Source organism: Stenotrophomonas sp. STEN046 (assembly GCF_056759755.1).
The window spans coordinates 20,880-45,640 of sequence record NZ_JBRRDR010000015.1; the positions used below are offsets into that span (position 1 = coordinate 20,880).

General features: G+C 64.7%; 26 protein-coding genes. 3 read left to right on the forward strand and 23 right to left on the reverse strand.

Going from position 1 to position 24,761, the window contains the following annotated elements; all coding sequences use genetic code 11:
* The 18 genes from ACVOLJ_RS09380 to ACVOLJ_RS09465 all read right to left on the reverse strand — a co-directional run bounded on the left by ACVOLJ_RS09380 (position 1) and on the right by ACVOLJ_RS09465 (position 15,553).
* Positions 1 to 279: a hypothetical protein gene (locus tag ACVOLJ_RS09380; protein ID WP_475280906.1), complete on the reverse strand. Its 279-nt coding sequence runs from the start codon at positions 277 to 279 to the stop codon at positions 1 to 3.
* Entirely contained in the window at positions 279 to 3,767 is a 3,489-nt protein-coding gene (locus tag ACVOLJ_RS09385; protein WP_475280905.1) for a TipJ family phage tail tip protein, read from the reverse strand. The genes ACVOLJ_RS09380 and ACVOLJ_RS09385 overlap by 1 nt, the downstream gene beginning before the upstream one ends.
* Complete coding sequence (locus ACVOLJ_RS09390) at positions 3,764 to 4,369, reverse strand: tail assembly protein (RefSeq protein ID WP_475280904.1); 606 nt, start codon at positions 4,367 to 4,369, stop codon at positions 3,764 to 3,766. Before ACVOLJ_RS09390 ends, ACVOLJ_RS09385 begins: the two co-directional genes overlap by 4 nt.
* Positions 4,362 to 5,102 (reverse strand): C40 family peptidase, encoded by a 741-nt coding sequence (locus tag ACVOLJ_RS09395; RefSeq protein ID WP_475280903.1) that lies wholly within the window; start codon positions 5,100 to 5,102, stop codon positions 4,362 to 4,364. Before ACVOLJ_RS09395 ends, ACVOLJ_RS09390 begins: the two co-directional genes overlap by 8 nt.
* A gap of 63 nt (positions 5,103 to 5,165) precedes the next feature.
* A complete protein-coding gene (locus ACVOLJ_RS09400; protein ID WP_475280902.1) occupies positions 5,166 to 5,861 on the reverse strand; it encodes a phage minor tail protein L in 696 nt (231 codons plus the stop codon).
* Between the two features lie 149 nt (positions 5,862 to 6,010).
* Positions 6,011 to 7,192, reverse strand: coding sequence for a hypothetical protein (locus tag ACVOLJ_RS09405; protein WP_481564014.1), 1,182 nt, complete (start codon positions 7,190 to 7,192; stop codon positions 6,011 to 6,013).
* Positions 7,158 to 7,628, reverse strand: coding sequence for a hypothetical protein (locus ACVOLJ_RS09410; protein WP_481564015.1), 471 nt, complete (start codon positions 7,626 to 7,628; stop codon positions 7,158 to 7,160). The genes ACVOLJ_RS09405 and ACVOLJ_RS09410 overlap by 35 nt, the downstream gene beginning before the upstream one ends.
* Position 7,629: 1 nt before the next feature.
* The gene (locus ACVOLJ_RS09415) at positions 7,630 to 8,853 is read right to left on the reverse strand and encodes a carbohydrate binding domain-containing protein (protein WP_481564016.1); all 1,224 of its coding nucleotides are present in this window, start codon (positions 8,851 to 8,853) and stop codon (positions 7,630 to 7,632) included.
* Positions 8,823 to 9,962, reverse strand: a complete 1,140-nt coding sequence (locus ACVOLJ_RS09420) for a hypothetical protein (RefSeq protein WP_481564017.1) — start codon at positions 9,960 to 9,962, stop codon at positions 8,823 to 8,825. The genes ACVOLJ_RS09415 and ACVOLJ_RS09420 overlap by 31 nt, the downstream gene beginning before the upstream one ends.
* A 74-nt stretch (positions 9,963 to 10,036) precedes the next feature.
* On the reverse strand, positions 10,037 to 11,185 hold the full coding sequence (locus ACVOLJ_RS09425) for a hypothetical protein (protein ID WP_475280897.1): 1,149 nt from the start codon (positions 11,183 to 11,185) through the stop codon (positions 10,037 to 10,039).
* A gap of 8 nt (positions 11,186 to 11,193) precedes the next feature.
* Positions 11,194 to 11,523, reverse strand: a complete 330-nt coding sequence (locus tag ACVOLJ_RS09430; RefSeq protein WP_475280896.1) for a phage tail protein — start codon at positions 11,521 to 11,523, stop codon at positions 11,194 to 11,196.
* Complete coding sequence (locus ACVOLJ_RS09435; RefSeq protein ID WP_475280895.1) at positions 11,520 to 12,704, reverse strand: phage tail tape measure C-terminal domain-containing protein; 1,185 nt, start codon at positions 12,702 to 12,704, stop codon at positions 11,520 to 11,522. Before ACVOLJ_RS09435 ends, ACVOLJ_RS09430 begins: the two co-directional genes overlap by 4 nt.
* 264 nt (positions 12,705 to 12,968) lie before the next feature.
* Entirely contained in the window at positions 12,969 to 13,226 is a 258-nt protein-coding gene (locus ACVOLJ_RS09440; RefSeq protein WP_475280894.1) for a DUF1799 domain-containing protein, read from the reverse strand.
* A 50-nt stretch (positions 13,227 to 13,276) separates the two neighbouring features.
* Positions 13,277 to 13,585, reverse strand: a complete 309-nt coding sequence (locus ACVOLJ_RS09445) for a phage tail assembly chaperone (protein ID WP_100441274.1) — start codon at positions 13,583 to 13,585, stop codon at positions 13,277 to 13,279.
* Positions 13,585 to 14,244, reverse strand: coding sequence for a phage tail protein (locus tag ACVOLJ_RS09450; RefSeq protein ID WP_475280893.1), 660 nt, complete (start codon positions 14,242 to 14,244; stop codon positions 13,585 to 13,587). Before ACVOLJ_RS09450 ends, ACVOLJ_RS09445 begins: the two co-directional genes overlap by 1 nt.
* A gap of 78 nt (positions 14,245 to 14,322) precedes the next feature.
* Positions 14,323 to 14,679, reverse strand: coding sequence for a tail completion protein gp17 (gp17, locus tag ACVOLJ_RS09455; RefSeq protein WP_475280892.1), 357 nt, complete (start codon positions 14,677 to 14,679; stop codon positions 14,323 to 14,325).
* 14 nt (positions 14,680 to 14,693) lie between these two features.
* Positions 14,694 to 15,044, reverse strand: coding sequence for a head-tail adaptor protein (locus tag ACVOLJ_RS09460; RefSeq protein ID WP_475280891.1), 351 nt, complete (start codon positions 15,042 to 15,044; stop codon positions 14,694 to 14,696).
* On the reverse strand, positions 15,041 to 15,553 hold the full coding sequence (locus ACVOLJ_RS09465; protein ID WP_475280890.1) for a head-tail connector protein: 513 nt from the start codon (positions 15,551 to 15,553) through the stop codon (positions 15,041 to 15,043). Before ACVOLJ_RS09465 ends, ACVOLJ_RS09460 begins: the two co-directional genes overlap by 4 nt.
* Positions 15,554 to 15,934: 381 nt before the next feature.
* On the opposite strand from ACVOLJ_RS09465, the gene ACVOLJ_RS09470 reads away from it, so the two are divergent.
* The gene (locus ACVOLJ_RS09470; protein WP_475280889.1) at positions 15,935 to 16,891 is read left to right on the forward strand and encodes a cation diffusion facilitator family transporter; all 957 of its coding nucleotides are present in this window, start codon (positions 15,935 to 15,937) and stop codon (positions 16,889 to 16,891) included.
* A 111-nt stretch (positions 16,892 to 17,002) separates the two neighbouring features.
* Complete coding sequence (locus tag ACVOLJ_RS09475; RefSeq protein ID WP_049438558.1) at positions 17,003 to 17,428, forward strand: organic hydroperoxide resistance protein; 426 nt, start codon at positions 17,003 to 17,005, stop codon at positions 17,426 to 17,428.
* 134 nt (positions 17,429 to 17,562) lie between these two features.
* On the opposite strand, the gene mmsB is transcribed toward ACVOLJ_RS09475, so the two are convergent.
* The 5 genes from mmsB to ACVOLJ_RS09500 are packed head-to-tail and all read right to left on the reverse strand — an operon-like array spanning position 17,563 to position 23,101.
* Positions 17,563 to 18,453, reverse strand: a complete 891-nt coding sequence (gene mmsB, locus ACVOLJ_RS09480; protein WP_475280888.1) for a 3-hydroxyisobutyrate dehydrogenase — start codon at positions 18,451 to 18,453, stop codon at positions 17,563 to 17,565.
* Positions 18,450 to 19,625: an enoyl-CoA hydratase/isomerase family protein gene (locus ACVOLJ_RS09485; protein ID WP_475280887.1), complete on the reverse strand. Its 1,176-nt coding sequence runs from the start codon at positions 19,623 to 19,625 to the stop codon at positions 18,450 to 18,452. The genes mmsB and ACVOLJ_RS09485 overlap by 4 nt, the downstream gene beginning before the upstream one ends.
* A complete protein-coding gene (locus ACVOLJ_RS09490; RefSeq protein WP_475280886.1) occupies positions 19,622 to 20,419 on the reverse strand; it encodes an enoyl-CoA hydratase in 798 nt (265 codons plus the stop codon). Before ACVOLJ_RS09490 ends, ACVOLJ_RS09485 begins: the two co-directional genes overlap by 4 nt.
* On the reverse strand, positions 20,416 to 21,570 hold the full coding sequence (locus tag ACVOLJ_RS09495; RefSeq protein WP_481564018.1) for an acyl-CoA dehydrogenase family protein: 1,155 nt from the start codon (positions 21,568 to 21,570) through the stop codon (positions 20,416 to 20,418). Before ACVOLJ_RS09495 ends, ACVOLJ_RS09490 begins: the two co-directional genes overlap by 4 nt.
* 25 nt (positions 21,571 to 21,595) lie before the next feature.
* Entirely contained in the window at positions 21,596 to 23,101 is a 1,506-nt protein-coding gene (locus ACVOLJ_RS09500) for a CoA-acylating methylmalonate-semialdehyde dehydrogenase (RefSeq protein WP_475280884.1), read from the reverse strand.
* A gap of 115 nt (positions 23,102 to 23,216) precedes the next feature.
* Here ACVOLJ_RS09500 and ACVOLJ_RS09505 point away from each other — a divergent pair, with 115 nt between their 5' ends.
* Complete coding sequence (locus tag ACVOLJ_RS09505) at positions 23,217 to 24,584, forward strand: helix-turn-helix domain-containing protein (protein ID WP_475280883.1); 1,368 nt, start codon at positions 23,217 to 23,219, stop codon at positions 24,582 to 24,584.
* Positions 24,585 to 24,761 lie beyond the last annotated feature (177 nt).

Genomic DNA, 24,761 nt, shown 5'->3' on the forward strand with positions numbered 1-24,761 from the left:
TCAGCGTGCCCATATTTCGACGGTGCCGGGATAGCGCCTATTGGCGGGGACATTGACGTGACGCCAGCTGATGGTGCCGGAGGCCATGTCAATGGTGAAGTCCGGGGCATACTGGCCACGGGCGACTGCCGTCAGATCGGTATCCTCCGGCTGCCGGGAGAAGGCAGCGCTGCCATCGACTGTGCCGTACTGCACGCGTGCAAGCACGCGGAACAGCCGGCCCTGCGGGTCATAGCCCAGACTGCCATCAGCGTTGAAGACCTGGATTCCTGCTGGCATCACCACACTCCCATCTGCACGCGCAGCGTTCCGGCTGCATCAAATACCTGGATCACGTTGTTGACGATGGTCAGATAGCCGCCGGTGTCAGGGCCGGTCATGGTCATCGCACCGCTCTTGTCCAGTCGCCAGCGTGGCTGCCCACGGGCACCCACTGCATTGGACTGGATGAAATCACCGATCATCGCGTTCTGGATCCTGCCGTTGCCGATCAATGCCTGGCTGATGAAGGTCTGCCCGTTCTCGACCACGAAAGGCGTGGTGATCTGCCCGTTCCTCTCATTGATCAGGGCAAAGCGATCGGCCTGCATCAGGATCTGGCTCTGGTAACTGCCATCGGGCTGCTGCTCGACGCCCAGGCCCATGCCGGCCATGTAGATCTGCCCGGCGCTGGTGATCTGCGCCTTGACCGTATAGGTCGCGCTGACCTTGCCATCCAGGTTCACCACCGCCTGCGAGACCTGCTGGATCGCAGCACTGACACCTTCGATCTTGCCGGGAACACCATCAATGGATGCCTCGACGGTATCCACGCGCTTGGCCAGTGCGGCGTCCTTCTCGGCCATCACGCTGTAGACGGTGATGGCGCCAGCACTGACGTCGTTCTCACCGACGTTGTAGTCCTCCTCACCCGCGCTGTGATCGCTGACCTGGGCAAACAGGCCGTCGACCTTCTGCCCCTGCGCAGCCACCTTGCCGTCGACGTCGGTGACGTCCAACTCGAGCTGGTCGACACGACCAACAATAGCGCCAGCTTCAGCAACAGCATCGCCGATGTCCTTCCAGTGGCTGCCCGGTGGCGTTTCGTTGCCTGCAGCGCTGCCTTGCCAACTCCAGATCCGGCCGTCGTGGATGACGGTCTGGCCCGGGGTGTAGGTCGCCGTCGCGTCCCAGACCAGCGGCAGTACCCCGGTGATGCGCTCGATCTTGCCCCTCAGCTGCTGACCCAACGCGCTTTCGTTGATGCGGCCGGCGAAGTACGCGTCGTAGTCGTCCGGATTGCTGCTCGATTCGCCGATCACGCCCTCATCCACCGGATGCCAGGGACCGATGTTGCCGCTGCGATCCACCAGCCGTCCCCAGAACCAGAACCGCGCGCCCGCTGCCAGGCCGTTCATCTGGTGCTGGGCCTGCGGATAGGCGAAGTCGCCCAGCTTGATCGCACTCTCGCGATTGGGGCCAGTGCTGTACCAGAGTTCGGTCCGCGCGGTATCGGTTGCGCCTTCGGGGAAGCCCCAGAACAGCGCGATGCCGAACGGACGGCTGCTACTGGTCAACGATGAGAGCGCCGGCGGCGGCGTGGTCTTGCCCTCGATGGTGGTCAATGCACTGAGCATCGGCTGCGACACCGCGCCCAGCGCATTGACCGCGCGTACCCGGGCCAGGTACTGGCCGGCGTACACACCCCTTACTTCCAGGCTCTGCGTACCCACGCGCCCGGCCCGCACCCAGTTGAGATCACCGCGACGCCATTCCACGTCGTAGCCGATCGCCTTGTCTGCGGCATCCCATTCGATGGTGAGCACGGAGGTGGCGATGCCCTGGTCGATCACTACATGCGAGGCCATCCGCACGTTGGCCGGGGGCGGCTGCACGCTGGGCGGCACGATGCTGATCGGCAGCTGTTCCAGGCGCGTGCCATCGTCGATGGCAGCGTACTTGCCCGGTACGTGCTTGAGCGCGGTGACCTGATAGGTCAGCTCCTCGCCTTCGCTGATCGACAGCACGCGGTACTGCTGCAGTGCCAGCTCGGACGACTCCAGTGCCCAGACCGACTGCGCGACCGGCAGCGCCGACCACGGCGCGGTGACGGTGACCGTCTCGCCGTCCACCGATTGCACGGTGCGCGCTTCGGAATGACCACTGGGCAGCGTCGCACGCAGGGTATCGCCGGCTTCAATCTTCTCCGGTGGCTGGTCCAGCACCAGCGTGCGCGTGCCCGCGCTGCGGATACGACCCGCGTTGCGGCGGCCGGCCCGGTTCGGATCGGCTACCTGGATCACATCACCCGGCATGCAGGCCAGCGCGTCCAGGCCCACCGCGAAGCTGATGGTCTCGGTTTCCAGCATCTCGGTATGCAGGATGTGGTTGCCAACGCGCTGCGCCTGCGAGCGCGAGTGGCAGCCTACCGCTGTCACTTCGGTCTGGTTGATGCCGTAGCGGGCGACACCGGGCAGGTGCTGTACCACTTCCACCTTCTGCCGGCCGAAGTCCTCCGGATCGATCCAGGACACCAGGGCGACGGTGTGCCGGGCCTTGCGGCTGCTGCCTTCGTAGCGGAAGCGCCCGTCGATGACATTGGCCTGGCTGTAGGTCTGGATCGGATCCTTCGGCATGTCGGCCGAGGCCATCACCTGCCCCGCGGCGTAGAAGCTGATACCGCGGAACATGCTGGCGATGTCCTGCAGCACGCGATAGGCCTCAGCGCGGGTCTGCAGGTACAGGCTGCAGGTAAAGCGCGGTTCCTTGCCGCCCTGGCCATCACTGACCAGTTCGTCGCAGTAGCGCGCGATCTGGTACAGCCGCCACTTGTCCACCCAGTCCAACGGAACCCGGTGGCCCAGGCCGAAGCGATCGTTGGTGACGATATCGAAGAACACCCAGGCCGGGTTGTTGGTCCAGCCACTCTTGAAGGTACCGTCCCACACGCCACTGTAGATGCGGCTGAGCGGATCGTAGTTGGACGGGATGCGCACGATGCGCCCCCACAACTGATAGGAGCGGGTTGGAATGTTCTGGAACTGGCTGGCATCGACCTGCACCGCCGCCAACGCGCAGTTGGGATAGCGCAGCTTGGCATCGATGATCTCGGTCATCGACAGCACGTTGATGGTGTCGGCGATGGTGCTGCTGTTGGCGTTCGCGGTCAGCCGGCGGATGCGTACCTGCCACTGGCTGCCCGACGGCAGATCGATGCGGCGGCTGCGCTCGTACTGGCTGGTGGTCTTGCCACTGAAGGCATCGTTCAGCACGGTGCTGAACGGACCACCATCGGTAGACAGGTCCACTGCGTACATGATGCGGTAGCCCTCGGTGTCGCCATTTTCAGTGTTGGTTTTCTGCAGTGCCGGCACTGCGAAGCGGATACGCACCGCCGACAGGTCGGCACCGGACACGGTACGCACCACCGGCGCATCGCTGCGCAGTTCGACGTTGATGCCGACTTCATTCTCGATGGAGGGGAAGCCCGCGATGTGCTCCTGGTCCTGGGTGCCCGAACGCGTCTGCACATCCACGCCGGAGAAATTCTGCGTACCGTCCGGATTCTCGATGGGTACCTGGTCCAGGTAGATCGACTGCTTGCCGGCGACCAGCCCGCGGATCTCGCCTTCACTGGCAAGGTCAATAATGCGGGCAACCGCCATGGAATGCAGGCTGTCAGGTGTCTCCACCGGCGTACGGGCATTGCTGGCGCCCTTCTTGGCGCCGGCCAGTACCGGAAGCGGTGCACCGCGCTCACGCGGTTTGGAATGAGTGATCTGATTCAAAACTGGTCCTCCGCCAGGATGCCGCCGCTGATCACGGCCGAGCCGATGAACATGCCTTTGCTGTCATGGCCGCCATAGGCCACCGGCACGGGATTGCCTTGCGCCTGTGTATTGACGGTGCCGTTCATGCTGTAACTGGGTGCGTTGTCGGGAGAGTCTTTGGCGCCCAGGCCTTTGGGCTGGGGAGAGAGCATCTGCGTCACGCCGCCAATGACCATCGAAACGCCCATTTTGATCATTGGCTCACCGATTGCCCCGTATCCATAGGCCGATGCAATCGCGCCGACTACGATCAGTACGACACCCGCAATCGTCTGCAGCACGCCGCCTCGTTTGCTACCCACCATGACCGGCGCAATGCGGATTTCGTCCTGGCCCGGCGGGTCGTGAAGCTGCTCTTTGGACAGGTTCTGACTGCCGGCGAACACGGCAAACTCCATGCCCTTGGACTTGGCCCCCATCAGATACTGCTGGAAGCCCGGCAGCATCGTGCACAGCGCATGCACGGCCTCGGCCGGGCTGTTCACTGCCAGCCGGAACTTGCGCCCGAAGCGAGCACCCAGCTTGCCGTACAGACGAATGGTACGAAGACGATCAGTCATGGCGCACCTCGCGATGGCGGACGATGCAGCGTGTGCGTTCGGCCCACATGCCGCCGTAGGGCACGGTCTCGGACAGGCGGCCATGCAGGTGATGCAGCATCTGGCCGTCGCCCAGATAGACGCCGGCATGATTGGCGACCGGTGAGCGGATCTGCATCAGGATCATGTCGCCACGCTGCGGCTCGCCATCGATCAGTTCGAAACCTTCCGCGCGTAGCCGATCCAGGCTGTACAGGTCCTGGCCCTTGTCCCACCAGTCGTCGTCGCGGACGTATTCGGAGAGGGCGATGCCCAGTTCGCGCGCATGGAAGTCACGCACCAGGCTGTAACAGTCCAGCACGCCATGCGCGAACTGGCGGCCAACCAACGGCGCGACATAGCCGTTCGGCTGGACGGTCTGCAGATCGCCGCACTCGGGCGCCTCGCCGTCGACCTGACCGACGCTGATGATGTGCCAGGTCAGGCCACTGTGCTCGCACATCACCCGATCCGCGTCCGACGGTGTGGCCGCCGCGTCAGGATGGCTGTGCACCAGGGCCAGCACCTCGCCCTTGTCCTCGGCCACGGCGTAGTCCTCGGCCGGCAGGCGGAAGTGCTCGCTTGGGGTGCCCGCCAGATTGCGGCAGCGCAGATAGTGTTCATGGCCATCGATGGCCACGATCAGCCCGCAGCACTCGCGCGGGTAGTCGGCCACGGCATGCGCCTGGATGGCCTGCAGGGTTGTTGGTTGCATGTTTCACCCATGAAAAAGGCCCGCGCGAGCGGGCCTTGAAGTGGAAAGTCGGGAAAGGCGGGGTCAGGAGCGAAGCAGGCCCGCGGCGGGGAAGCCGCCGTACGGCAGGGGTTTGTCCTGACCGAAGCGCAGCTTGCAACTGCGCACACGGCCACCACACTGGTCACGTGCAGGATCATCGGTGGCCACGTCGTCGCCATCGGCGACCGCCGGCCCGTTGTAGCCGCAATAGGGGCCACGGTAGCCACCGCGCACCAGCCAGCCGCACATGCCGGCGATGATCTGCCGACCAGGCAACTGCTCGCCATTGAGGTCGATGGCCGTGGTCAGTTCAAACTCGACCATCTGCTTGTCTTCACCGACCTTGCGCTCGATGAACCAGACCTCATCGGGAAAGTGTTCTGCAGGGTCGGCGCTGGGATTGCCTTCCTCGAAGTTGGTCGCATCCAGATACTTGGCCAGCGTCTGCCGACGGATCACGCGGGCACCGACCAGATCGTCGAACAGCAGGCACATCGCGGTGATGCGGCCGTCGATGTTGCTGACCCGCAGCCGCGGGTTCGGTGGCTGGTCGCTGGTGCGCTCGAAGCCGCTGGCCTCGATCGGCCAGGGGCCGTACTCTTGGCCCTGCCACCAGATCACCCCGCTCTGCAGGTGTGCGTGGAAGAACAGCTGGTCGGCACCAAAGCTGCTGGCGTCCAGTTCGAAGACGGTGATGCGGCCACCCGGCTCGAGTTGCTGGGCATCGGCGGTGATCATGGAGTGCGCTCCTGTGCGGCAATGGGGAATGGCGGTACGGGATGGGAGGGTTGGCCGCAGGGCACGATGACGCGGTGCCCTGGGCGCAGTGAGGCATTGCTGGTGAAGCAGCTGATGCGTCCGGGTTCGGTGTGGGTTGCGCGCATGGCTCAGAGCTCCGCGTCGGCGTGCACCAGGACCTGGGAGGTGGTCGACCACACCACCACCGCGCCCCACTGCTGCATGTTGTTGGACATCCTGGACAGCACGGCCGCGTCCACGGTGGACTGCCAGCCCGGATCGCCCCCGTTGAAGTTGATGAGACTGCCCTCGGAGCCGAAGCCCACCAGGTTGAGCGCGACCGATGGCGAGGTGATCCTGGGCGCCACGCGCTTGCGCACCTTGAACGGAATGCAGGCACGCGAATCGCCGTTGGCGGTGTAGGTGATGCCCAGGATCCGGTTCACATCGACCGTTTCGTAGTAGCGCTGGCACAACAGCAGTTCATGCGCCTCGGGCCTGCGATCGAAGTCGGTCGCGGTATCGCCTTCCTCGACCTGCACTTCAGCCAGGTAGACCACACCACTCTTCTGCCCTGCCCCGAACGCGCGCCCCGCGAAGTTCGCGCCCGCATCCAGCCACAGACTGAGCTGCAGATAGCTGTCGGCGCCCAGGGTCTGCCCTGCGATGCCAGGCACGTCCACCGTCAACTGATGCCAGCGCCACATCGTATCGAGCGTGATGCCGCCGCCGATGCTGTCAATCGCCGTTGAGCCGCCGGTGCCGAAGGATTGCTGGAATTCCAGGCCCACCTTGAAGTTGTCGACTGTGGCCCGAGCCTTGAAGCTGATGGTGACCCGCTTTCCCGCGCACGTACGCACGTCCTCGATGCGCTGTTGCACCAGTGCCATGCTGTCGGCGCCAGCGACACTTTCAACGGTGAGTTTCAGCAGGTGGCGCGAGCCCGCGATCAGTCTGCCCGCCGCACCACCACCTGCGGCGATGTCGTCGCGCGATGCGGAGAGGGTGGTCGAGTGGGAGTTCACCAGCCAACGATCTGCGGCATGACGGGCGCCTGTGGCTGCGGGAAAGGCCGTGCCCCGCTGCCAGACCCGGAAGTCGCCATTGATCAGGCGGTTGCGGCCTGCCATCCGGCTATCCAGGTCGTCCACGGCGGCCTGTACGCCGTCCAGCCCCACGTAGACCTCGGCAAAGTTCTCGTTGATCTTGGTGAATGCCGGCCGCTGCGTTTCACCCCGTTTACCATTCGCTTGAAGGGTATCGAGGTCGATGATCTTTCTTGCCATGAGCGCTCCTCTAGATGCCTGCAGGCCCGCGATCCGGGCGATCACGGTCGGTAGCCGCGCACAACCAGTCAAATGCCTCCGGCTGCGGCAGCTGTTGCCTGATCTGATCCCAGGTCTGCGCATCTTCGGGCGATGCAATGGTCAGGTTCTTCAACGCCAGATTGACCGCGTCGCGCCAGGCAACCATCGCTCTGGCCTCGCAGGAAAGCCCGGGGATCACACTGCTGGTGTAGCTGCAGCAACTTTCTACGGATGTATGGCCCAGTGTCTGGGCGAACTCGCACATCCATTGCTCCGCCTGGCGTCGCAATAGATGGAGATGCTCAGGGGATCCAGCCGGATAAGGCAGCGGCACCGGCGAAGGCGCGTTGCCTGCCCGGATCCAGGTCTCGTAGTCTCGCCACATCCAGTGGCCACGCGGAATGAATGCTCCGCTGTCTGTGCACTTGATGATGTCCGGCTCGTGCGTCAGTTGATACATGTCAGAGCTCCGCATCCGCAGTCCAGTGGAAGGAGGAACCCCAGTTCCCGGGTGCCGACACGTAGTTGACCTGGGCTCCGGAATGGCCGGGGTTGGTGATGGAAGTCACCGTGCCTGCAGCACCGGATGCACCGGAAACCTGGCCGGCGGCACCGGTTGTGTCGTTGTAGACGGTGTAGGCAGGTGTCGCCCGCTTCAGCACGCGGCAGCGGATGTGCGAGGTACTGCCCACGCCGACCGTGCGGTCGTAGAACTGGTTGTCCCGCCCGGATACATCAGCGGTGCCCGGCGGTACATCGATGTTGTAGCTCTTCTCGAAGTAGCGCTGGCACAGCAGCAGCTCCAATGCGTCTGGTCTACGCTCGAAGTCGGTGGCTGCCGCGCCATCTTCCAACTGCACCAGTGCGATGTCGAAGTTTCCGGTCTGATGGCCCAGGCCAGGCACTCGATTGCTGAAATCCGGACCGGTGGACACCCACAGCGAGACCCACGTGCAGTGCCCAGCACCATTGGTGTTCTTTCCGGCCACGCTGGGTACATCGAATGTCATCGTGTACCTGGTCCAGGTTCCTGTCAGCGTGGCGATGCCAGCAAATATCTGCACCGAGGAGTCCTGGCCACGGAGATCCTGCTCGATTTCCACGGCAATCTTTGCGCCAGGGGCTGCCTTCGCATAGAAAGACAGCGTCAGCGTCCTGCCGCTGAGCAGTGTTACGTCTTCGATCAGTTGTGAGACGCGCTGGTAGCTGTTTCTGGCAGAGGAAGCACCCACGTTGACATTCATGTACCAGCGCGGGTTGCCGGGAACCGCGGTCTGCCCGGGTTCCAGCGGGAAGCGCGCCATCGAAAGGGTCCCATTGCCGTTGTCGCGCTTCCAGCGATCGGCCAGATAGTGCGAGCCTGTGCCCTGCGCCAGGCCCCACCCGCGCTGCCAGAAGCGGAAGTCACCATTGACGAGGTAGTTCCTGGCCAGTGATCTTCCCGCCAGTGCTGCATCCAGGGCGGCTGGAATTGCAGCGACTACCTGTTGAGCGTCATTCAGGCCGCTGTACACCTCGGCAAAGTTTTCGTTGATCTTGGTGAATGCCGGCCGCTGTGTTTCACCCCGTTTCCCATTCGGTTGAAGGGAATCGAGGTCGATTATTTTTCTTGCCATGTCAGGTTCCTGTTGTTCTGGTGAGAGACCGCTGCGGATCAGAACTCGGCATCGGCCCACCAATGCCACCAGCCACCCCAACGGCCTGCGTTGTTCGACCAGTTGACTTCATAGCCTGAGTTGGACGCATAGTTCACAGTGCACGGCACCCTCGAAATGTTGTCCTCGGCGATGTGCCCATCCTGCTGCACGGTGTCAGCCGAAATGATCATCACGTAGGGGTGGGCGCGCTTGGAGGTCTGGAACCGGATGCTCTGGTAGTGGGCGATCCCCGGTGTATTGACTGAGAACGCTTCGCGGCCTTCGTTGGTCGCCGTGTTCGGCGGCACGTCCAGCGCGTAGCTTTTCTCGTAGTAGCGCTGGCACAGTGCCAGTTCCATACCCGCTGGCCGCCAGTCAAAGCGCGACGCCGTGCGACCTGCTTCGACCTGGAACTGGGTGAAGCCAAACGATCCGTTCTGACCCACCAGCTGCCCGCCCTGGCCCGTACCGCACAGGTCGAACACCACGTACAGATGATCGTTGCCATGGGTGCCAAGCGCCTTCCCTTTGGTGCTTGGCACGCTCACGGTGATGCTGTGGCGGCTTGCCGCCGTCCCCAGTGTGAGCACACCGGCTTCGGTAACCGTCTGTGCCGCAGGTGAACCTCCCGTTCCGAAATCCTGGATGACACGCACGCCCACCCTGCGACCCGGGACATCGCTGTTTGCCCATACCGATATCGTGATATCGCCGCTTGCGCTGCGGACACCCTCGATCCGCTGTCCCATCCATGCACCACTGCTGGCGACGGCACCGGAAACCGTGCAGACGAGGATGGAGCGGGTGTCCTCCGGGTATCCGGCCTGCCGGCCGTCATAGACAACGCGCTGGATGTCCTGGTTGCAGCTCAACGCAGAGTTGGAGAAGCGGTCAGCGAAGAAGGTTTCCGCCCCCAACGTCCCTGCGCCGCTGCCGACGCGGCCGGAGGTCCGGCGCTGCCAGAACTGCAGGCCACCGTTGATGAGCAGGTTCCTGCCTGGGATGCGCTCGGTGATCACCGCTTCAATACCCTGCGGAACCGATGCCAGTGCGTCGTAGACTTCCGCGAAGTTCTCGTTGACCTTGGTGAACGCCGGGCGCTGTGTTTCACCCCGCTTTCCGTTCGGTTGAACGGAATCGAGGTCGATGATTCTCAATGACATGCCTGCTGATTCCTTGTCACTTTGGGTGTGGCACGGAGCCGCTTACGCCGCGGTCGTACTCGCCGATTTCAGATTTCTGCGTCCAGCGTGATTCCGGTACCTGCGCCGGCCGAGTCGCCGCTCTGCAGGATGCCGGCCTGACCTGCAACCCCGTCAGTCAGTGAACCGATAATCGTCATCCGCGTTGATGAAATTTCCACTGCGTCGAGGGTTGTCAGGCCAACCGCGCCGGTTCCCGTAAGGAGCCGCCACAGTGGCAGGCTGGAAAACCCGACTTTGGGAAGGGTGCGCATGCGCTGGTTGAATCGATAGGTCAGGTAGACCTTGTTGTCACCTCGGATGAGTCCGACGCCAGCGTTGAAGCGAACACCGCCATCGAAGTGGTCTCCCGTGGCATCAGCCTGGTAGTAGCGTCGGCAGCGCTGCATTTCTTCGTCCAGCGGACGCCATTCGAAAGCCGTCCCCATGGTGCCGTTCTCCCACTGGAACTCGCCGAAGTAGAGCTGCCCGTGCTGCGCACCCAGGCCAGCAGTGCGATTGGCGAACTGGGTGCCCGCCGATACCCACACGCAGACCACCACGGCCCCCTCATCGGATAGTGTCTTTCCCGAGATGGAGGGCAACGTCACCGTCTTGCGGATTCTGTTCAGGCCGGGGGCGAGCTCGAAGACCTCTGGTGCAATGGCCAGTACCGGTGCGCTGCCCGTGGCGCCGAATGTCTGCGCGAACTCCAGGGCAATCCTGCGCCCCCCTGCACCCGCATTGAATACCAGGAAAGACACGGTGCTCTGAGCATCGGCGAAGTTGCGCACATCCTCCACACGCTGCTCGAATACGAAGAAGTGCTTCTCCTGGTCGGTGTTTCCACTCGAGCTGGCGGACAGCGTGTATTTGCTGCGGGGAAAATTGTTGTCCCCCATCGCCGTGGGATTCCGTCTGAACACCGGATCGGCGATGCCCTGCATCTGAAGGAACCAGCGATCAGCCGTGTACCTTCCGGATGTGCTGAAGCTGGTGCCCCGCTGCCAGCAGTCAAAATTTCCGTTGATCAGGCGATTTCTTCCCGAGACAGCACGCGCGACAGCCTCGGGAACTGCGTCCACCGCCAAGGCCACTTCCTTGAAATTCTGGTTGATCTTGGTAAAGGCTGGGCGCTGGGTTTCGCCCCGTTTGCCGTTGGGCTGGATGGTGTCCAGATCGATCTGCTGAAGATCCATGTCCGCTCCTACGGCTGGTACGTCTGTTCAAACGTCGCGGTGATGCTGAACACCGAACCGCCCAGGTGCGCATCGGTATACGTGTCGCAGCCATACAGGCCGGTGCCCAGCGGGCCTCGCCAGAAGAAGCTCCGGCCCACGTGGCCATCCAAAAACGCCACGATCTCGTTGATCGTGCTGCGGTTCCCTACGAACTGCAGCTGATAGCTGCGCAGGCGGGCATTGAGCCCGTCTGCTGCTGCCTGCGCGTAGCCATCGCCGAAGCGCGCACGCTTGACGGTGGCGGTGGTGGTACCGGTGCTCTGGCTGGTTGCCGCCCAGGTAAAGGTGTCGGTCATCGTGCTGCACTCCTGCTGAGGACGCCGCCAGCCTTCATGTCACGCATCTGCAGATCGCGGTACTTGCGTTCCACGAACTGGCCGATCTCGTTGCCGAACTGCTGCAGCATGCTTTCGTTGCTGGTCACTTCCTTGCCGCCGTTGTTGTCGATACGGATGTTGACGCCCACACCACCACCGCCGCCGCCACCGTGTGCGGCCACGCCCAGGCGGCCATCGGGCCCTCGCTGCAGCGGCATGATCGCCTCGGGCCCTGCTTCACCGAACACGCCAGCGCCCTTGGCGAAGGCGAACAGCTGCGGGGTGTTGTAGATGCCGCCGGAATAGGCCGACAGGCTGGGCGACTGGTAGACGCCACCGTTTGCGTTGGCCTCCACCCCGGTGCCATAACCGAGCAGGCCCGTGATCTTTTTGACGCCCCAGACGATTGCCTGCTGGATGGCGATCATCTTGAGGTCGGCGATGATCGACTTGGCCAGTTCCTTATAATTTGACTTGCCCGTCTTCACGAAGCTCTGCAATGCCGCCTCGGCTCCGGTGAATGCCTTGGAAAATGCATCCTGAGTGGACTTGGCGGAGTTCTCGGTCTTTTCCATATACTCGCCGAGCGCGCTGCCGAAGCCCTTGCGGAACCCGGAAAGGCCCTTGGTGTCCTTGCCATCCTTGCCATCCTTGGCGCCCTTGGCATCACCCGCATTGGCGTCGCCGGCCTTGGTGTCCTTGGAAGCCGCCAAGCCTGCTGCAGCCGTCGCCTCGTCCGTCGCTGCATCCTTGGGCGCCAGGTCGACCCCCATCAGGCCGGCGATCTTCCTCGCACCCCAGACCAGCGCCTGCTGTCCCGCAATCATCTTCAGGTCGGACAGGACGGACTGGGCCAGCTCCTTGTACTTCGACTTGCCGGTGGTCACGAAGCTCCGCAAAGCCTCGTCGGCGCCGGTGAATGCCTTGTCGAACGCCTTTTTGGCCGCCGTGGCGGTATTTTCGGTCTTGCCGATATAGTCGCCGAGCGCGCCACCCAGGCCCTTGCGGATGCCCGCCAGGCCCATGTCATCCTGTTGGGCCTTCTCTTCTTTCTTTGCAGCCTTGCCGGCGTCCGCGCCCGCAGCAGTTGCGCCTGCCTTCGCCGCCGCCTGCAACTGCGTGTTCAGGGCAGTCAGCTGCGTGGACAGTGCGGTGACCAACGAAGCGCTGGTGGTCAGCACGGCATTGAATGCCTGCTGCACCGTACTGATTTTTTCCAGCTGCCGCTGGAACTCCTGCGTGGTGCCGGTCATCTCGGTCATGCTGCGCCTTGCTGCCTGCATGGCCGTTTCCAATGCGTTGCTGGCCTCCACGGTGGCCCGTGTGCTGCCAGGCGATGTAGTGCTCATTGAGTGTTCCTCGGGAGAGTCGACTCCGCATCGGCGGAGCCGGGATCGGCCATCGGCGTTGCCGCGATGGCCGGCTCATTCCTGCTGCATCTGCTCCAGGGCAGCGCGTTCGATGACGCGGATGGCCGCCATCACCTCGTCGTACTGGTCGCCGTCGAGCGCTTCTCGCTCCAGCTCCCGGTAGACCACGTTGTAATCCAGCCCGATCGGGCCACCTGCGCCGACGCGCCACTGGGTGGCAACCCGCGAGAAAAGTTCGATGGGAAGCACGCACTCCGGCCACAGCTCAACCTGTGGCGGCGGAAAATGCTTGGCCTTCAATCCAAGCTGCATCAGCTCGGACTCGGTGGGGGCCCGCCAGTACAGGGCCCCCACCGCCTCGATCAGTTTCCCTTGCGTGCGACCTGCAGCGCCTGGGTGTAGCCACCGATGATGGCGCCATCCAGGCCGGCCTGCTGCTGCAGCGCCAGCTCGACGCCGGCGGTGTCCAGCGTCACATCGGCATCCCAATCCACCACGATGTCCAGGATTGCCTGGGCCACGCTCAACGTGTCATCGCCCAGACGCTCCAGCAGACTGGCGTAGTCAGCCACCGGCAGGTGCCGGTAGGTCAGGTTGAGCTTCTGCTCGCGGCCGTGACCGACGATGGTCAGCGTGCTTTTGAAGCTCTCCGGCGCCTTCACCTGGAACATCAGGCGCCCTCGACCAGGATGGAATCGGCCAGCGCGGTGAACGTCGCGGTGGTGCCCATCGGGGTGTTGGCGGCCATGGTCGGGTCGCCGTTGTAGCTCAGGTAGCCGTACCAGTACAGCACGTCACCACCGACCAGCTTGGCGCGCAGGATCACCGGTTCACCCTTGGCGTCGACGTTCTTCAGTGCCGAGTACCACGGCTTCTTCGGATCGTAGAACAGCGGCAGGGTAATGGTCTTGGCGTTCTTGAAGGTCGGCATCTGCACCTGGCGACCGGTCGGGTCCTCCAGCAGGGTGCCGCTCCAGTACTGCTGCTCGCCACCGGCGGTGGTCGGGTCGCCCTGCTGGTCCAGGTCGACGAAGGCACCGGCCTTGCGCAGCACGCCGGCACCGCTGGTGGCGGGGAACAGCACGTTGTCGGTGGTGTCGATGCCCAGCAGTTCAACGGTGCCGGTGGCTTCAGCGCCGGCGCGGGTGGCGCGGTTGTTCAGGGCCGGCCAACCCGGCAGTTCAATGACCACCACATCGCCGGTATCGACGCTGTTGGCGGCGACGCTGGCCAGTGCCGGAGCAGCCTTGGAGATCGCACTGGTGGCGATGGCGGTGGAGACGACCGGTGCGAAGCCGAACTGGGTGCCCTTGGGAAGCTTGAGTGCCATGTTGCATTTCCTCGTTTGGATTGAAAAAGACGAAGCCCGGCATGTGCCGGGCTTCAGGTGGTGCGTGGAGCAGTGGAACTACGGGTTGGCGTACCACAGCCCGAACTCGAGCCGTGCGCCGTACTTCCTGAGTGCCGGCTCATGCACGGCAATGGCGGCGCCAAAGGATTCAGACTTCGGCAGACCTGCGCAGACCTGATCTTCGATGTCACGGATCAGGGTGTTGGCCTGGGCACGGGTGTCTGCCCAGACGGTCAGCTGCACGCGGGCGTGCTTCTGTTCGGGGATGGACCCTTCGTTGAACCACAGTGCCTGCCCACCCACCTGCTGGTACACCGCGCAGGGATAGGTGACTCGGTCCGGTGGAACATCCGGGTACAGGCGTCCCTGCAGCAGTCCGCCAAGCAGCTGCTGCAACTTCGGTTCGTAACTCATCGCAGTGTCCTCGCTCAGGCGGTTGCAGCCAGCTGTTCGGTGAACAGCACGGCGGTGTGTCGCGTGCCAAGGTCGGGCGCCACACCGGTGATATCGAAGGTGTGGCCGTCGTGCACGATGCGCATGCCGGCACCGATGCCTGCTTGCTGCGCTGGCGCCAGGCGCACCTGGAAGCGCTGCCGACGGATCATCGCCGGCAGCCCGCTATCCAGTTTCACCCGTGCTGCGCCGTCGGCTGTTTCGGCGGCGATGGCCGCCCACAGCTGGGTGACCTCGACCCAGGTATCCAGCGGCTGGCCCCATGCATCGTTGCGCCCATCCTGGCGCTCGATGCGGATGCGACGATTGAAGTGACCGGCATTCATGGCGTTGCCGCCGCACGATACGGGTCAAGCAACGCTGCGACGCCGAACGGCAGCTCCATCGCGATGGCGGCAACGCCGACCGGCACGTCGATGGCGTGCGTGGAAACCACCACGGCCTCGCGATGCGCATACAGGTGGCCCAGCAGCAGGCGCACCGCAGCGCGGATGCTGTCGTTGGCCGGCAGTCCCTGCAGCAGCTGCGTGCTGCGTTCGCTGGCCACGGCCAGGCGACGATCAGCGACGTCGCGCATGGCCTTGGCCTTGGCCGTGTTGGTCTCGGCATTGGCGGCGGCGACCGCGGCATCGTGCCCGGTCACCGCCGCCGCCATGTCCTGCGGCAACTGGTCCAGCGCCAGGTCCAGTGCCGCCTGGTCGGCAAACAGCGCCCGCCGCAGGTAGGCCGACGCCGCGTCGGTCGCAGCTGCCAGCAGGTCGCCCAGGATGGCGTCGTCGTAGTCGCCGTCGATACGGCAGTGCATGCGGCACTGCTCAAGTGTCAGCAGGGGCATCGAATCCTCCTTCGTTGATGGATCGTGGATGCCCCGACCCTGCGCACGCGGCTACGCCGCACGCTGTCTTCAAGGACGGCGCGAAAAGGGCAGGGTCGGGGCGGAAACAGAAACGGCCCCACCAGGACTGGCAGGGCCGCAAGCACGATGACGCGGTGCCGACGGGCGGCATGAACGCAAAAAGCCCCCGGCGGTCGCCAGAGGCTTGTATGTCATCGTGGTTTAAAAGATACGCTTGAGGTGTGCACCCGTCAATCTTTGAACCGTCACCAGTCTGGTGACTTTTCCAGGGCCTGCGCCGGTGCAGTCACGGTGGCGTGCAGTGGGCTGGATAGAATGGCGTGGCGCTGCTGCCGCAGCGCTTTCCCTGCTGGATTCCGCATGCCTGCCACTACCGAACGCTACTTCGATACACACACCGAACAGGGCGTATTGCGCCTGTCCATTGCCGGCTCGCTGCTGCTGGCGGCAGCGGCGGTGGTGTTCGGCCTGCTGGCAAACTCGTCACTGATCATCTTCGACGGCATCTACGGATTGATCGACGTGGTGATGACCTGGTTGTCGCTGCTGGTCGCGCGATTGATCGCGCTGTCCACGCAGACCGATGCGCTGCAGTCGCGACTCAACCAGCGCTTCACCATGGGCTTCTGGCACCTGGAACCGATCGTGCTGGGGGTGAGCGGTACGTTGATGATCGGCGCGGCGCTGTATGCGCTGGTCAATGCCGTGGATGCGCTGATGTCCGGTGGCCGCCAGATCGCGCTGGGGCCTGCGATCCTGTTTGCCGGCCTGTCGATCGTGGCCGAAAGTGCGCTGGCGTGGTTCGTGCTGCGTGCCAACCGGCGCATCGGCTCGGAGTTCATTGCGCTGGATGCGAAGAACTGGGTGATCGCCGCGAGCATGTCGGCCTGCTATCTGGTGGCGTTCCTCGGTGGCGTGCTGGTGCGTGGCACCTCGCTGGCCTGGGTGGGGCCGTACATCGATCCGGCCATCCTCGCCTTCGTCTGCGTGCTGGTGGTGATTGCGCCGTTGGGCACGGTACGGCGGGCGTTGGCCGGCATCCTGCTGGTCACCCCCCCGGAACTGCAGGCGCATGTGGATGCGGTGGCGCGCAGCATCGTTGCAAAGCACGGCTTCGTCGAGCACCGCAGTTACGTGGCGCAGGTGGGCCGGGGCGAGCAGATCGAGCTGTTCTTCGTGGTACGCGAGGACGATCCGCCGCGGCCACTGCTGGAGTGGGACCACCTGCGCGATGAGATCGGCGATGCACTGGGTGAATCCTCGCCGGACCGCTGGCTGACCATCATGTTTACCACTGACCGGGAATGGACGATCTAGGCCGGGCGGACGATTCGTCAAATTTTCAGGACGAGTTGTCACCCATCATCCACAGAATCCGGGCACAGTAGACATCATCGAATCACCCACCCACTGACCAGGAGCATCACGATGTCCATCGAAAAGGTTCTGTACACCGCCCAGGCCACCTCCACCGGCGGCCGTGAAGGCCGTTCGGTTTCGTCCGACAACGTGCTGGACATCCAGCTGTCGACCCCGCGTGAGCTGGGCGGCGCCGGCGGTCCGGGCACCAACCCCGAACAGCTGTTTGCGGCTGGCTACTCGGCCTGCTTCCTGGGCGCGCTGAAATTCGTGGCCGGCCAGGCCAAGGTCGCGCTGCCGGCAGAAACCACCGTCACCGGCAAGGTCGGCATCGGCCAGATCCCGACCGGTTTCGGCATCGAAGCCGAGCTGACCATCAACGTGCCGGGCGTGCCGCGCGAGCAGGTGGAAGAGCTGGTGCAGAAGGCCCACATCGTCTGCCCGTACTCGAATGCCACGCGCGGCAACATCGACGTGACGCTGATCGTCGCCTGAGGCAAAAAAAATGAGCGGATGCCGGTCGAAACCGTGCATCCGCCCATCCCACCCCGGGTGGGCCCCGGCACATGGCCAGGGACGCATTCGCTTCTGCAGCGCCGAGTCCATGCTCGGCCCTACATGTCCAGGCCTTACTTTTCGCTCGTGATCAGCTGCACGACACTGGAGAAATCCAGCTTGCCGCGGCCGGCCTGGTGGTTCATCGAGTACAGGTTGCGCGCCACTTCGCCCAGCGGAATCGACGCGCCGACACTCATCGCCGCTTCCACCGCCAGGCCCATGTCCTTCAGCATCAGATCGCTGCCGAAGCCGCCGCTGTAGCCACGCGAGGCCGGTGCATTTTCCAGCACGCCCGGCCACGGGTTGCACACTTCGGTGGCCCAGCTGCGGCCGGTGCTGACCGCCATCATCTGCGACAGCACCTTCGGGTCCAGCCCGTGCGCCACGCCCAGCGCGATGGCCTCGCCGGTCACCGCCATGATCACGCCCAGCGCCATGTTGTTGCACAGCTTGGCGACCTGGCCGGCGCCACTGGCGCCCACATGGAAGATGTTCTTGCCCATCGCCTGCAGCACCGGGCGCGCGCGCTCCAGTGCATCTTCTTCGCCACCGACGATGAAGGTCAGCGTGCCGGCCTGTGCGCCAGCGGTGCCGCCGGACACGGGCGCGTCGATCATCTGCAGGCCACGTGCGGCGGCGGCTTCAGAGACCTTGCGCGCGCTGGCCGGCGCGATCGTGCTGCAATCGATGACCAGTGCACCGGCCGGAATCGCGGCAAGGATGCCGTCATCGCCCAGGTACACGCCTTCGACGTGGCGGCTGGCCGGCAGCATCGAGATCACCACTTCGGCATCGGCCAGGGTTTCGCGTGCCGTTGCCGCGGCGCTGGCGCCGGCATCGACGGCGGCCTGCACTGCGGCCGGTACCAGATCGAACACGCGCACGCTGTGGCCGTTCTTGACCAGGTTGGCGGCCATCGGGCCGCCCATGTTGCCCAACCCAATGAATGCAATGCGGCTCATGCCAGGTTCCTTTCAACGTTGGGGGTGCCCAGGTCGGCCAGCGGATGCGCGGCTGTGGCCCAGGGGGATGCGAAGAAGGTATCGGCCCACGCAGCGCTGGCATCGGCCAGGGTGGGCGGATTCCACGAAGGAGTGCGATCCTTGTCGATCAACAGCGCGCGGATGCCTTCGGCGAAATCGCCGTGCGCGGCGCAATGCAGGGCAGTGATGTACTCCAGCCGGTAGATGCTGGCCAGATCCTGGCCATCCGTGCGCCGCTGCAGTTCGAAGGCCAGCCGTGCCGAACCCGGGGCGCCGGCTGCAAGCGTCTTCTGTGCGGCCTGCAGCCAGGCGTCATCGGTCTGCAGGGTAGCGATGCGTTCAACGATCGCGGCAAGGTCATCGCCTTCGCACAGCGCATCGACCGTCGCCGCATTGGCCAGCAGCGGGCCGGTGATGGCATCGCTGGCGAACGACAGCAGCAGCTGCGACAACCGCTCGTGGTTGCGTGCCGCATCGGCCGACCAGGCCACCTGCAGCAGCGCATCGAACACCGCGCTGCGCCGCTCTTCGGCGACGTGCACATCTGCCAGGCCCGCGTAGATCGCATCGCCCGGGTTGAGCAGCGCGCCGGTCAGTGCCAGGAACAGGCCACCATTGCCCGGCACGCGCGGCAGCAGCCAGCTGCCACCCACGTCCGGGAACAGGCCGACGGTGATTTCCGGGAAGGCCAGCTTGGAACGCTCGCTGACCACACGATGGCTGGCACCGGACATCAGGCCGATGCCACCGCCCATCACGATGCCGTGGCCCCAGCACAGGATCGGCTTGGCGTAGGTGTGGATGAGGTAGTCGACGCGGTATTCGACGTCGAAGAACTCGGCGGCGTAGTCGTTCTCGCGGATGTCGCTGCGGCCGCCCTCGCGGAAGGCGCGCATGCTCTGGTACAGGCTGTGCAGGTCACCGCCGGCGCAGAACGCCTTTTCACCGGCGCCCTGCAGTACCACCAGGGCGATGCCATCGTCGTCGGCCCAGGTCGACAGCTGCTGCAGCAGCAGGTGCGCCATCGGCAGCGAAAAACCATTGAGCGTGCGCGGCGCGTTGAGCGTGGCGATGCCGATGCGCGTGCCATTGCCGGCCACGCGCTCTTCGAACAGCACCGGTGCGTCATCGGCAACGGTGTCGGCGGTCATGCGTTCTTCCACTGCGCGGCGCGCTTTTCCAGGAAGGCGCTCACGCCCTCCACCTGGTCGGCGGTGTCGAACAGGTCGACGAAGGCTTCGCGCTCGGCCACCAGCGCCGAGGCATGGGTGCCGCTGCGGGTGGACTGCACCAGGGTCTTGCAGGCGGCGATGCTGGTCGGGCTCTGCTTGCCGGCCTTGGCCGCCCATTCCAGCGCCAGTGCCTTGGCTTCGCCCTTGCCGACCTTCTCCTCGGCAAGCCCAATCCGCACGGCGGTTTCAGCATTGATGCGCTCGCCGAGCAGGATCATGCGCTTCGCCCAGCCCTCGCCCACCAGGCGCGGCAGGTTCTGGGTACCACCGGCGCACGGCAGCAGGCCGACGGTCGCTTCCGGCAACGCCACCTGGGCGTGCTCTTCAATGATGCGCAGGTCGCAGGCCAACGCACATTCCAGGCCACCGCCCATCGCATAGCCGTTGATGGCGGCGATCGACACGCCGCGGAAGCCGGACAGCGCTTCGAAGGCTTCACCGAAACGGCGCGCCGCCTCGCGTGCAGCGGCCTTGTCACCGGAGGCGAACTGGTTGAGGTCGGCGCCGGCAGAGAAGAACTTCTCGCCATCGCCGGTGATCACCAGCGCGTAGATGTCACGGTCTGCATTGAGCGCGCCCACCAGGTCGCGCAGCGCCGACAGGCTGTGCACGGTCCAGGTATGCGCCGGCGGGTTGTGCAGGGTGATGACCGCGGTGTGGCCATCGGCCTCGACCTTCAGGCCTTCGTGCTGCTGGGTACGCCAATCCTTCATCGCAGTTCCTCTTCGGTGTTGAGCAGGTGACGGGCAACGATCACCCGCATGATCTCGTTGGTGCCTTCCAGGATCTGGTGCACGCGCGAATCGCGCAGCAGGCGTTCGATCGGGTATTCGCGGATGTAGCCGTAGCCGCCGTGGATCTGCAGCGCTTCGTTGCAGATGTTGAAGCCGGCATCGGTGGCGAAGCGCTTGGCCATCGCGCACCACACGTTGGCATCGCTGGCGCCGGCATCGAGCTTGCGTGCGGCGGTGTGCACCATCTGCCGCGCGGCGACCAGATCGATGGCCATGTCGGCCAGCTTGAACTGCAGCGCCTGGAATTCGGACAGGGTCTTGCCGAACTGACGGCGCTCGCCCATGTAGCGGCGTGCGGCATCCAGCGCGCCCTGGGCGGCACCCAGCGAGCAGGCGGCAATGTTGATGCGGCCGCCGTCCAGCCCCTTCATCGCCAGCTTGAAGCCGCCGCCTTCCTCTCCCAGAAGGTGGCTGACCGGCACGCGGACGTTTTCGAAGGTGATGCCACGGGTGGGCTGGCTGTTCCAGCCCATCTTCTCTTCCTTGCGGCCGAAGCTGATGCCCGGCAGGTCGGCCGGCACCGCGATGGCGCTGACACCGCCCGCACCGGCGCCACCGGTGCGCGCCATCACCACCAGCAGTTCAGTGGCACCGGCGCCGGAGATGAAGGCCTTGGAACCGTTCAGCACGTAATGATCGCCATCGCGCACGGCGGTGGTCTTCAGCGATGCCGCATCGGAACCGGCACCCGGTTCAGTCAGGCAGTACGAGGCCAGCTTGCTGCCCGAGGACAGGTCGGTTCCCCATTCATCGCGCAGCGCCGGCTGGCCCCACTTGGACACCATCCACGAAGCCATGTTGTGGATGCTGATGTACGCCGCCGTCGACGGATCGACGTTGGCGAGCTCCTCGATGACGACGGCGGCGTCCAGTCGGCTCAGGCCGCTGCCGCCGACTTCCGGGTCCATGTACAGACCGCAGAAGCCCAGTTCACCGGCCTTGGCGATCGCCTCGCGCGGAAAGATGCCCTCCGCATCCCATCGCGCGGCGTGCGGCGCCAGTTCGGCCTGTGCGAAGTCGCGCGCCGCTTCGCGGTACGCCTGCTGCGCTTCGTCCTGTTCCGTCGTCATCGAGTGGCTCATGGCTGCTCCCTGCTTACTTCAGGCTGATCGTGGTGTTGACGCCGTGGCTCAGCGTCTCATCGTCGAACCAGCGCGCGGTGACGGTCTTGGTCTGGGTGTAGAACAGCACCACCTGCTTGCCGTACGGGCCGAGGTCGCCCAGCTTGGACGCGCGCGAACCGGTGAACGAGAACAGCGGCACCGGCACCGGAATCGGCACGTTGATGCCGACCTGGCCGACATCGATGTCTTCCTGGAAACGGCGTGCAGCGGCGCCCGACTGGGTGAACAGCGCGGTGCCGTTGCCGTTCGGGTTGCTGTTGACCATGGCGATGGCCTCATCCAGCGTTTCTGCTTCGAGGATGACCAGCACCGGCCCGAAGATTTCTTCCTGGTAGATGCGCATGTCGGTGGTGACACCGGCAAAGATGGTCGGGCCGACGAAGTTGCCCTTCTCGAAACCATCGACCTGCGGCGTGCGGCCATCCAGCACCAGCTTGGCGCCCTGCTCCACACCCGAAGCGATCAGGCCTTCCACGCGCTCGCGGGCACTGCAGGAAATGACCGGGCCAACGTCAGTGCCGGCCACGGTGCCAGCGCTGACCTTCAGCGTCTTTGCCTTGGCCACCAGATCCTGCACCCAGCCGCGCGCTTCACCAACCAGCACCAGCGTGGAGGCCGCCATGCAGCGCTGGCCAGCGGCACCGAAGGCGGCACCAACCATTGCGTTGAGGGTCTGTTCCTTGTTGGCGTCCGGCAGCACCACGGCGTGGTTCTTGGCGCCCATCATGCACTGCACGCGCTTGCCGGCCAGCGAGGCGCGGTTGTAGACGTGGGTGCCGACACGGGTCGAACCCACGAACGAAACCGCCTTGATGTCCGGGTGGTCGCAGATCGCGTTGACCACTTCCTCGCCACCGTGCACGACGTTCAGCACACCCTTGGGAATGCCTGCTTCCAGCGCAAGCTCGACCAGGCGCATGGTCACCATCGGGTCCTGCTCGGACGGCTTGAGGATGAAGGTGTTGCCCGTTGCAATCGCCATCGGGAACATCCACAGCGGGATCATCGCCGGGAAGTTGAACGGGGTGATGCCCGCGCACACACCCAGCGGCTGCATGATCGAATAGGTGTCCACGCCGTTGGCCACGTTGTTGGCCACTTCGCCCAGCTGCAGGTTGCCGATGGCGGCGGCGTGCTCGACCACTTCCAGGCCACGGAACACATCGCCTTCGGCGTCGGGCAGGGTCTTGCCCTGTTCGGCGGTGAGGATGTGCGCCAGCTCGCTCATGTTCTCGCGGATCAACTGCTGGTACTTCAGGAAGATGCGCGCACGGGTGCCGATCGGGGTCTTGCGCCAGGTCTTGAAGGCTTCCTTGGCGGCGGCCACGGCAGCGTCCACTTCGCCGGTGGTGGCGAACGGCACCTGGGCCAGCACGTCCTGGGTGGCCGGATTGATCACGTCCTGCCAGTGGGAGGTGGCCGATTCAACGAACTGGCCATCGATCAGCATGCGGATACGGGGCGCTGCAACAGACATGACGACATTCCCACGGGGTGCGAAAGATGCTTGGCATTATTCACAGCGCGCGCCTCGATTTCCGGGCTGAATCCGCTTAATCTGGCCAACACGCCAGACGATTCCTGTTAATTCTGTGAATTATTCAGCTCCCCAGCGGCAACTTGGTCTGCGCCTGCTGCGGCTGCGCGAGCAGCGCGGTTACAGCCAAGCGGCCTTGGCACAGGCGCTCGGTCTGTCGGCCAGCTACCTGAACCAGATCGAGCGCAACAAGCGCCCACTGACCCCGGCCGTGCAGAAGAAGCTGGGCCAGATACTCGGCGATGTTTCCTCCCTGTTCGACGACGATGAGCCCGCGGCACTGCAGGAAGCGCTGGGCGAGACGCTGCGCGACCTGGGCTTGGCGGAGGTGAGCGCCACCGAACTGCGCGCGCTGGCCGGCAACCTGCCGCAGGTCAGCCGCGCGCTGCTGGATCTGCATCGCCGCCACCTGGCCCTGCGCGAGCACGCGGCCGCGCTGGAATTCCAGCTCGGCGAACCCGGCGCCGGCAGCACCCTGCCGGCCGGCGACCAGGTACGCGAGTTCTTCAACCGCATGCACAACCACATTCCCGAACTGGACGAGCTGGCCGAACAGCTGTTCGCCGAGTGGGGGCTGTCGCCGGGGCATGTGGCGCCGCGCCTGCGCCAGCTGCTGGCCGACCGCCATGGCGTGATGGTGCAGGTGGCCGCGCTGCAGGCCGGGCGCGAGAAGCGCCAGTACGACGCAGGCAGCCGCACGCTGTGGTTGCCCGACTATCTGGAAACCGGCCAGCAGGCCTTCCAGATGGCCGCCGAGCTGGCGTTGCGCGGTTACCTGCCGCAGATCGATGCGGTCATCGCGCGTGCAGGCTTCCACGATGACGCGCGCATCGCGCAGGCGCGCATCGGCATGTCGAACTACTTTGCAGGCGCGCTGGTGATGCCGTACCTGCGCTTCCTGCGCGCGGCCGAGTCCAGCAGCTACGACATCGAGCTGCTGGCGCACCAGTTCGGCGTCGGCTTCGAGGCGGTCTGCCATCGGCTGAGCACGCTGGCGCGCCGCAGCGCGCCGGGGCTGCCGTTCTTCTTCATCCGCGTGGACCGCGCCGGCAACGTGTCCAAGCGCCACTCGGCCACCGATTTCCACTTCTCGCAGGTCGGCGGCTCGTGCCCGCTGTGGATCGTCTACGAGGCCTTCAACCAGCCCGGCCGCATCCTCACCCAGACCGCGCGCATGCCCGATGGCCGCCGCCATTTCTGGCTGGCGCGGCAGGTCAGCAGCGGTCCGGTGGGCCACGGCCAACCGCGCAAGACCTTCGCGGTGGCCTTGGGCTGCGACCTGCAGCACGCCGAGCGCTTGGTGTATTCGCTGGGCCTGGATGTGCAGAGCCCGGGCAATTCGGTGTCGATCGGGCCCGGTTGCCGGGTGTGCCCACGCGAAGACTGCATGCAGCGCGCGTTCGCGCAGTTGCCGGGGCGGTAGGGGTGGAGTTTCGGCAGGGCTGCGCGGCCTGTTGTAGAACCGAGCCCGTGCTCGGCTGCTCCTGGTTCAATCGTCGGAATATTCGATTCCGATGAGCGTTCATCCACGCATGGCGTGGATCTACTAAACCTTTCGTGCGCAGGCTGCATCTCATTGCAATGCCTGCCCTGGAGATGG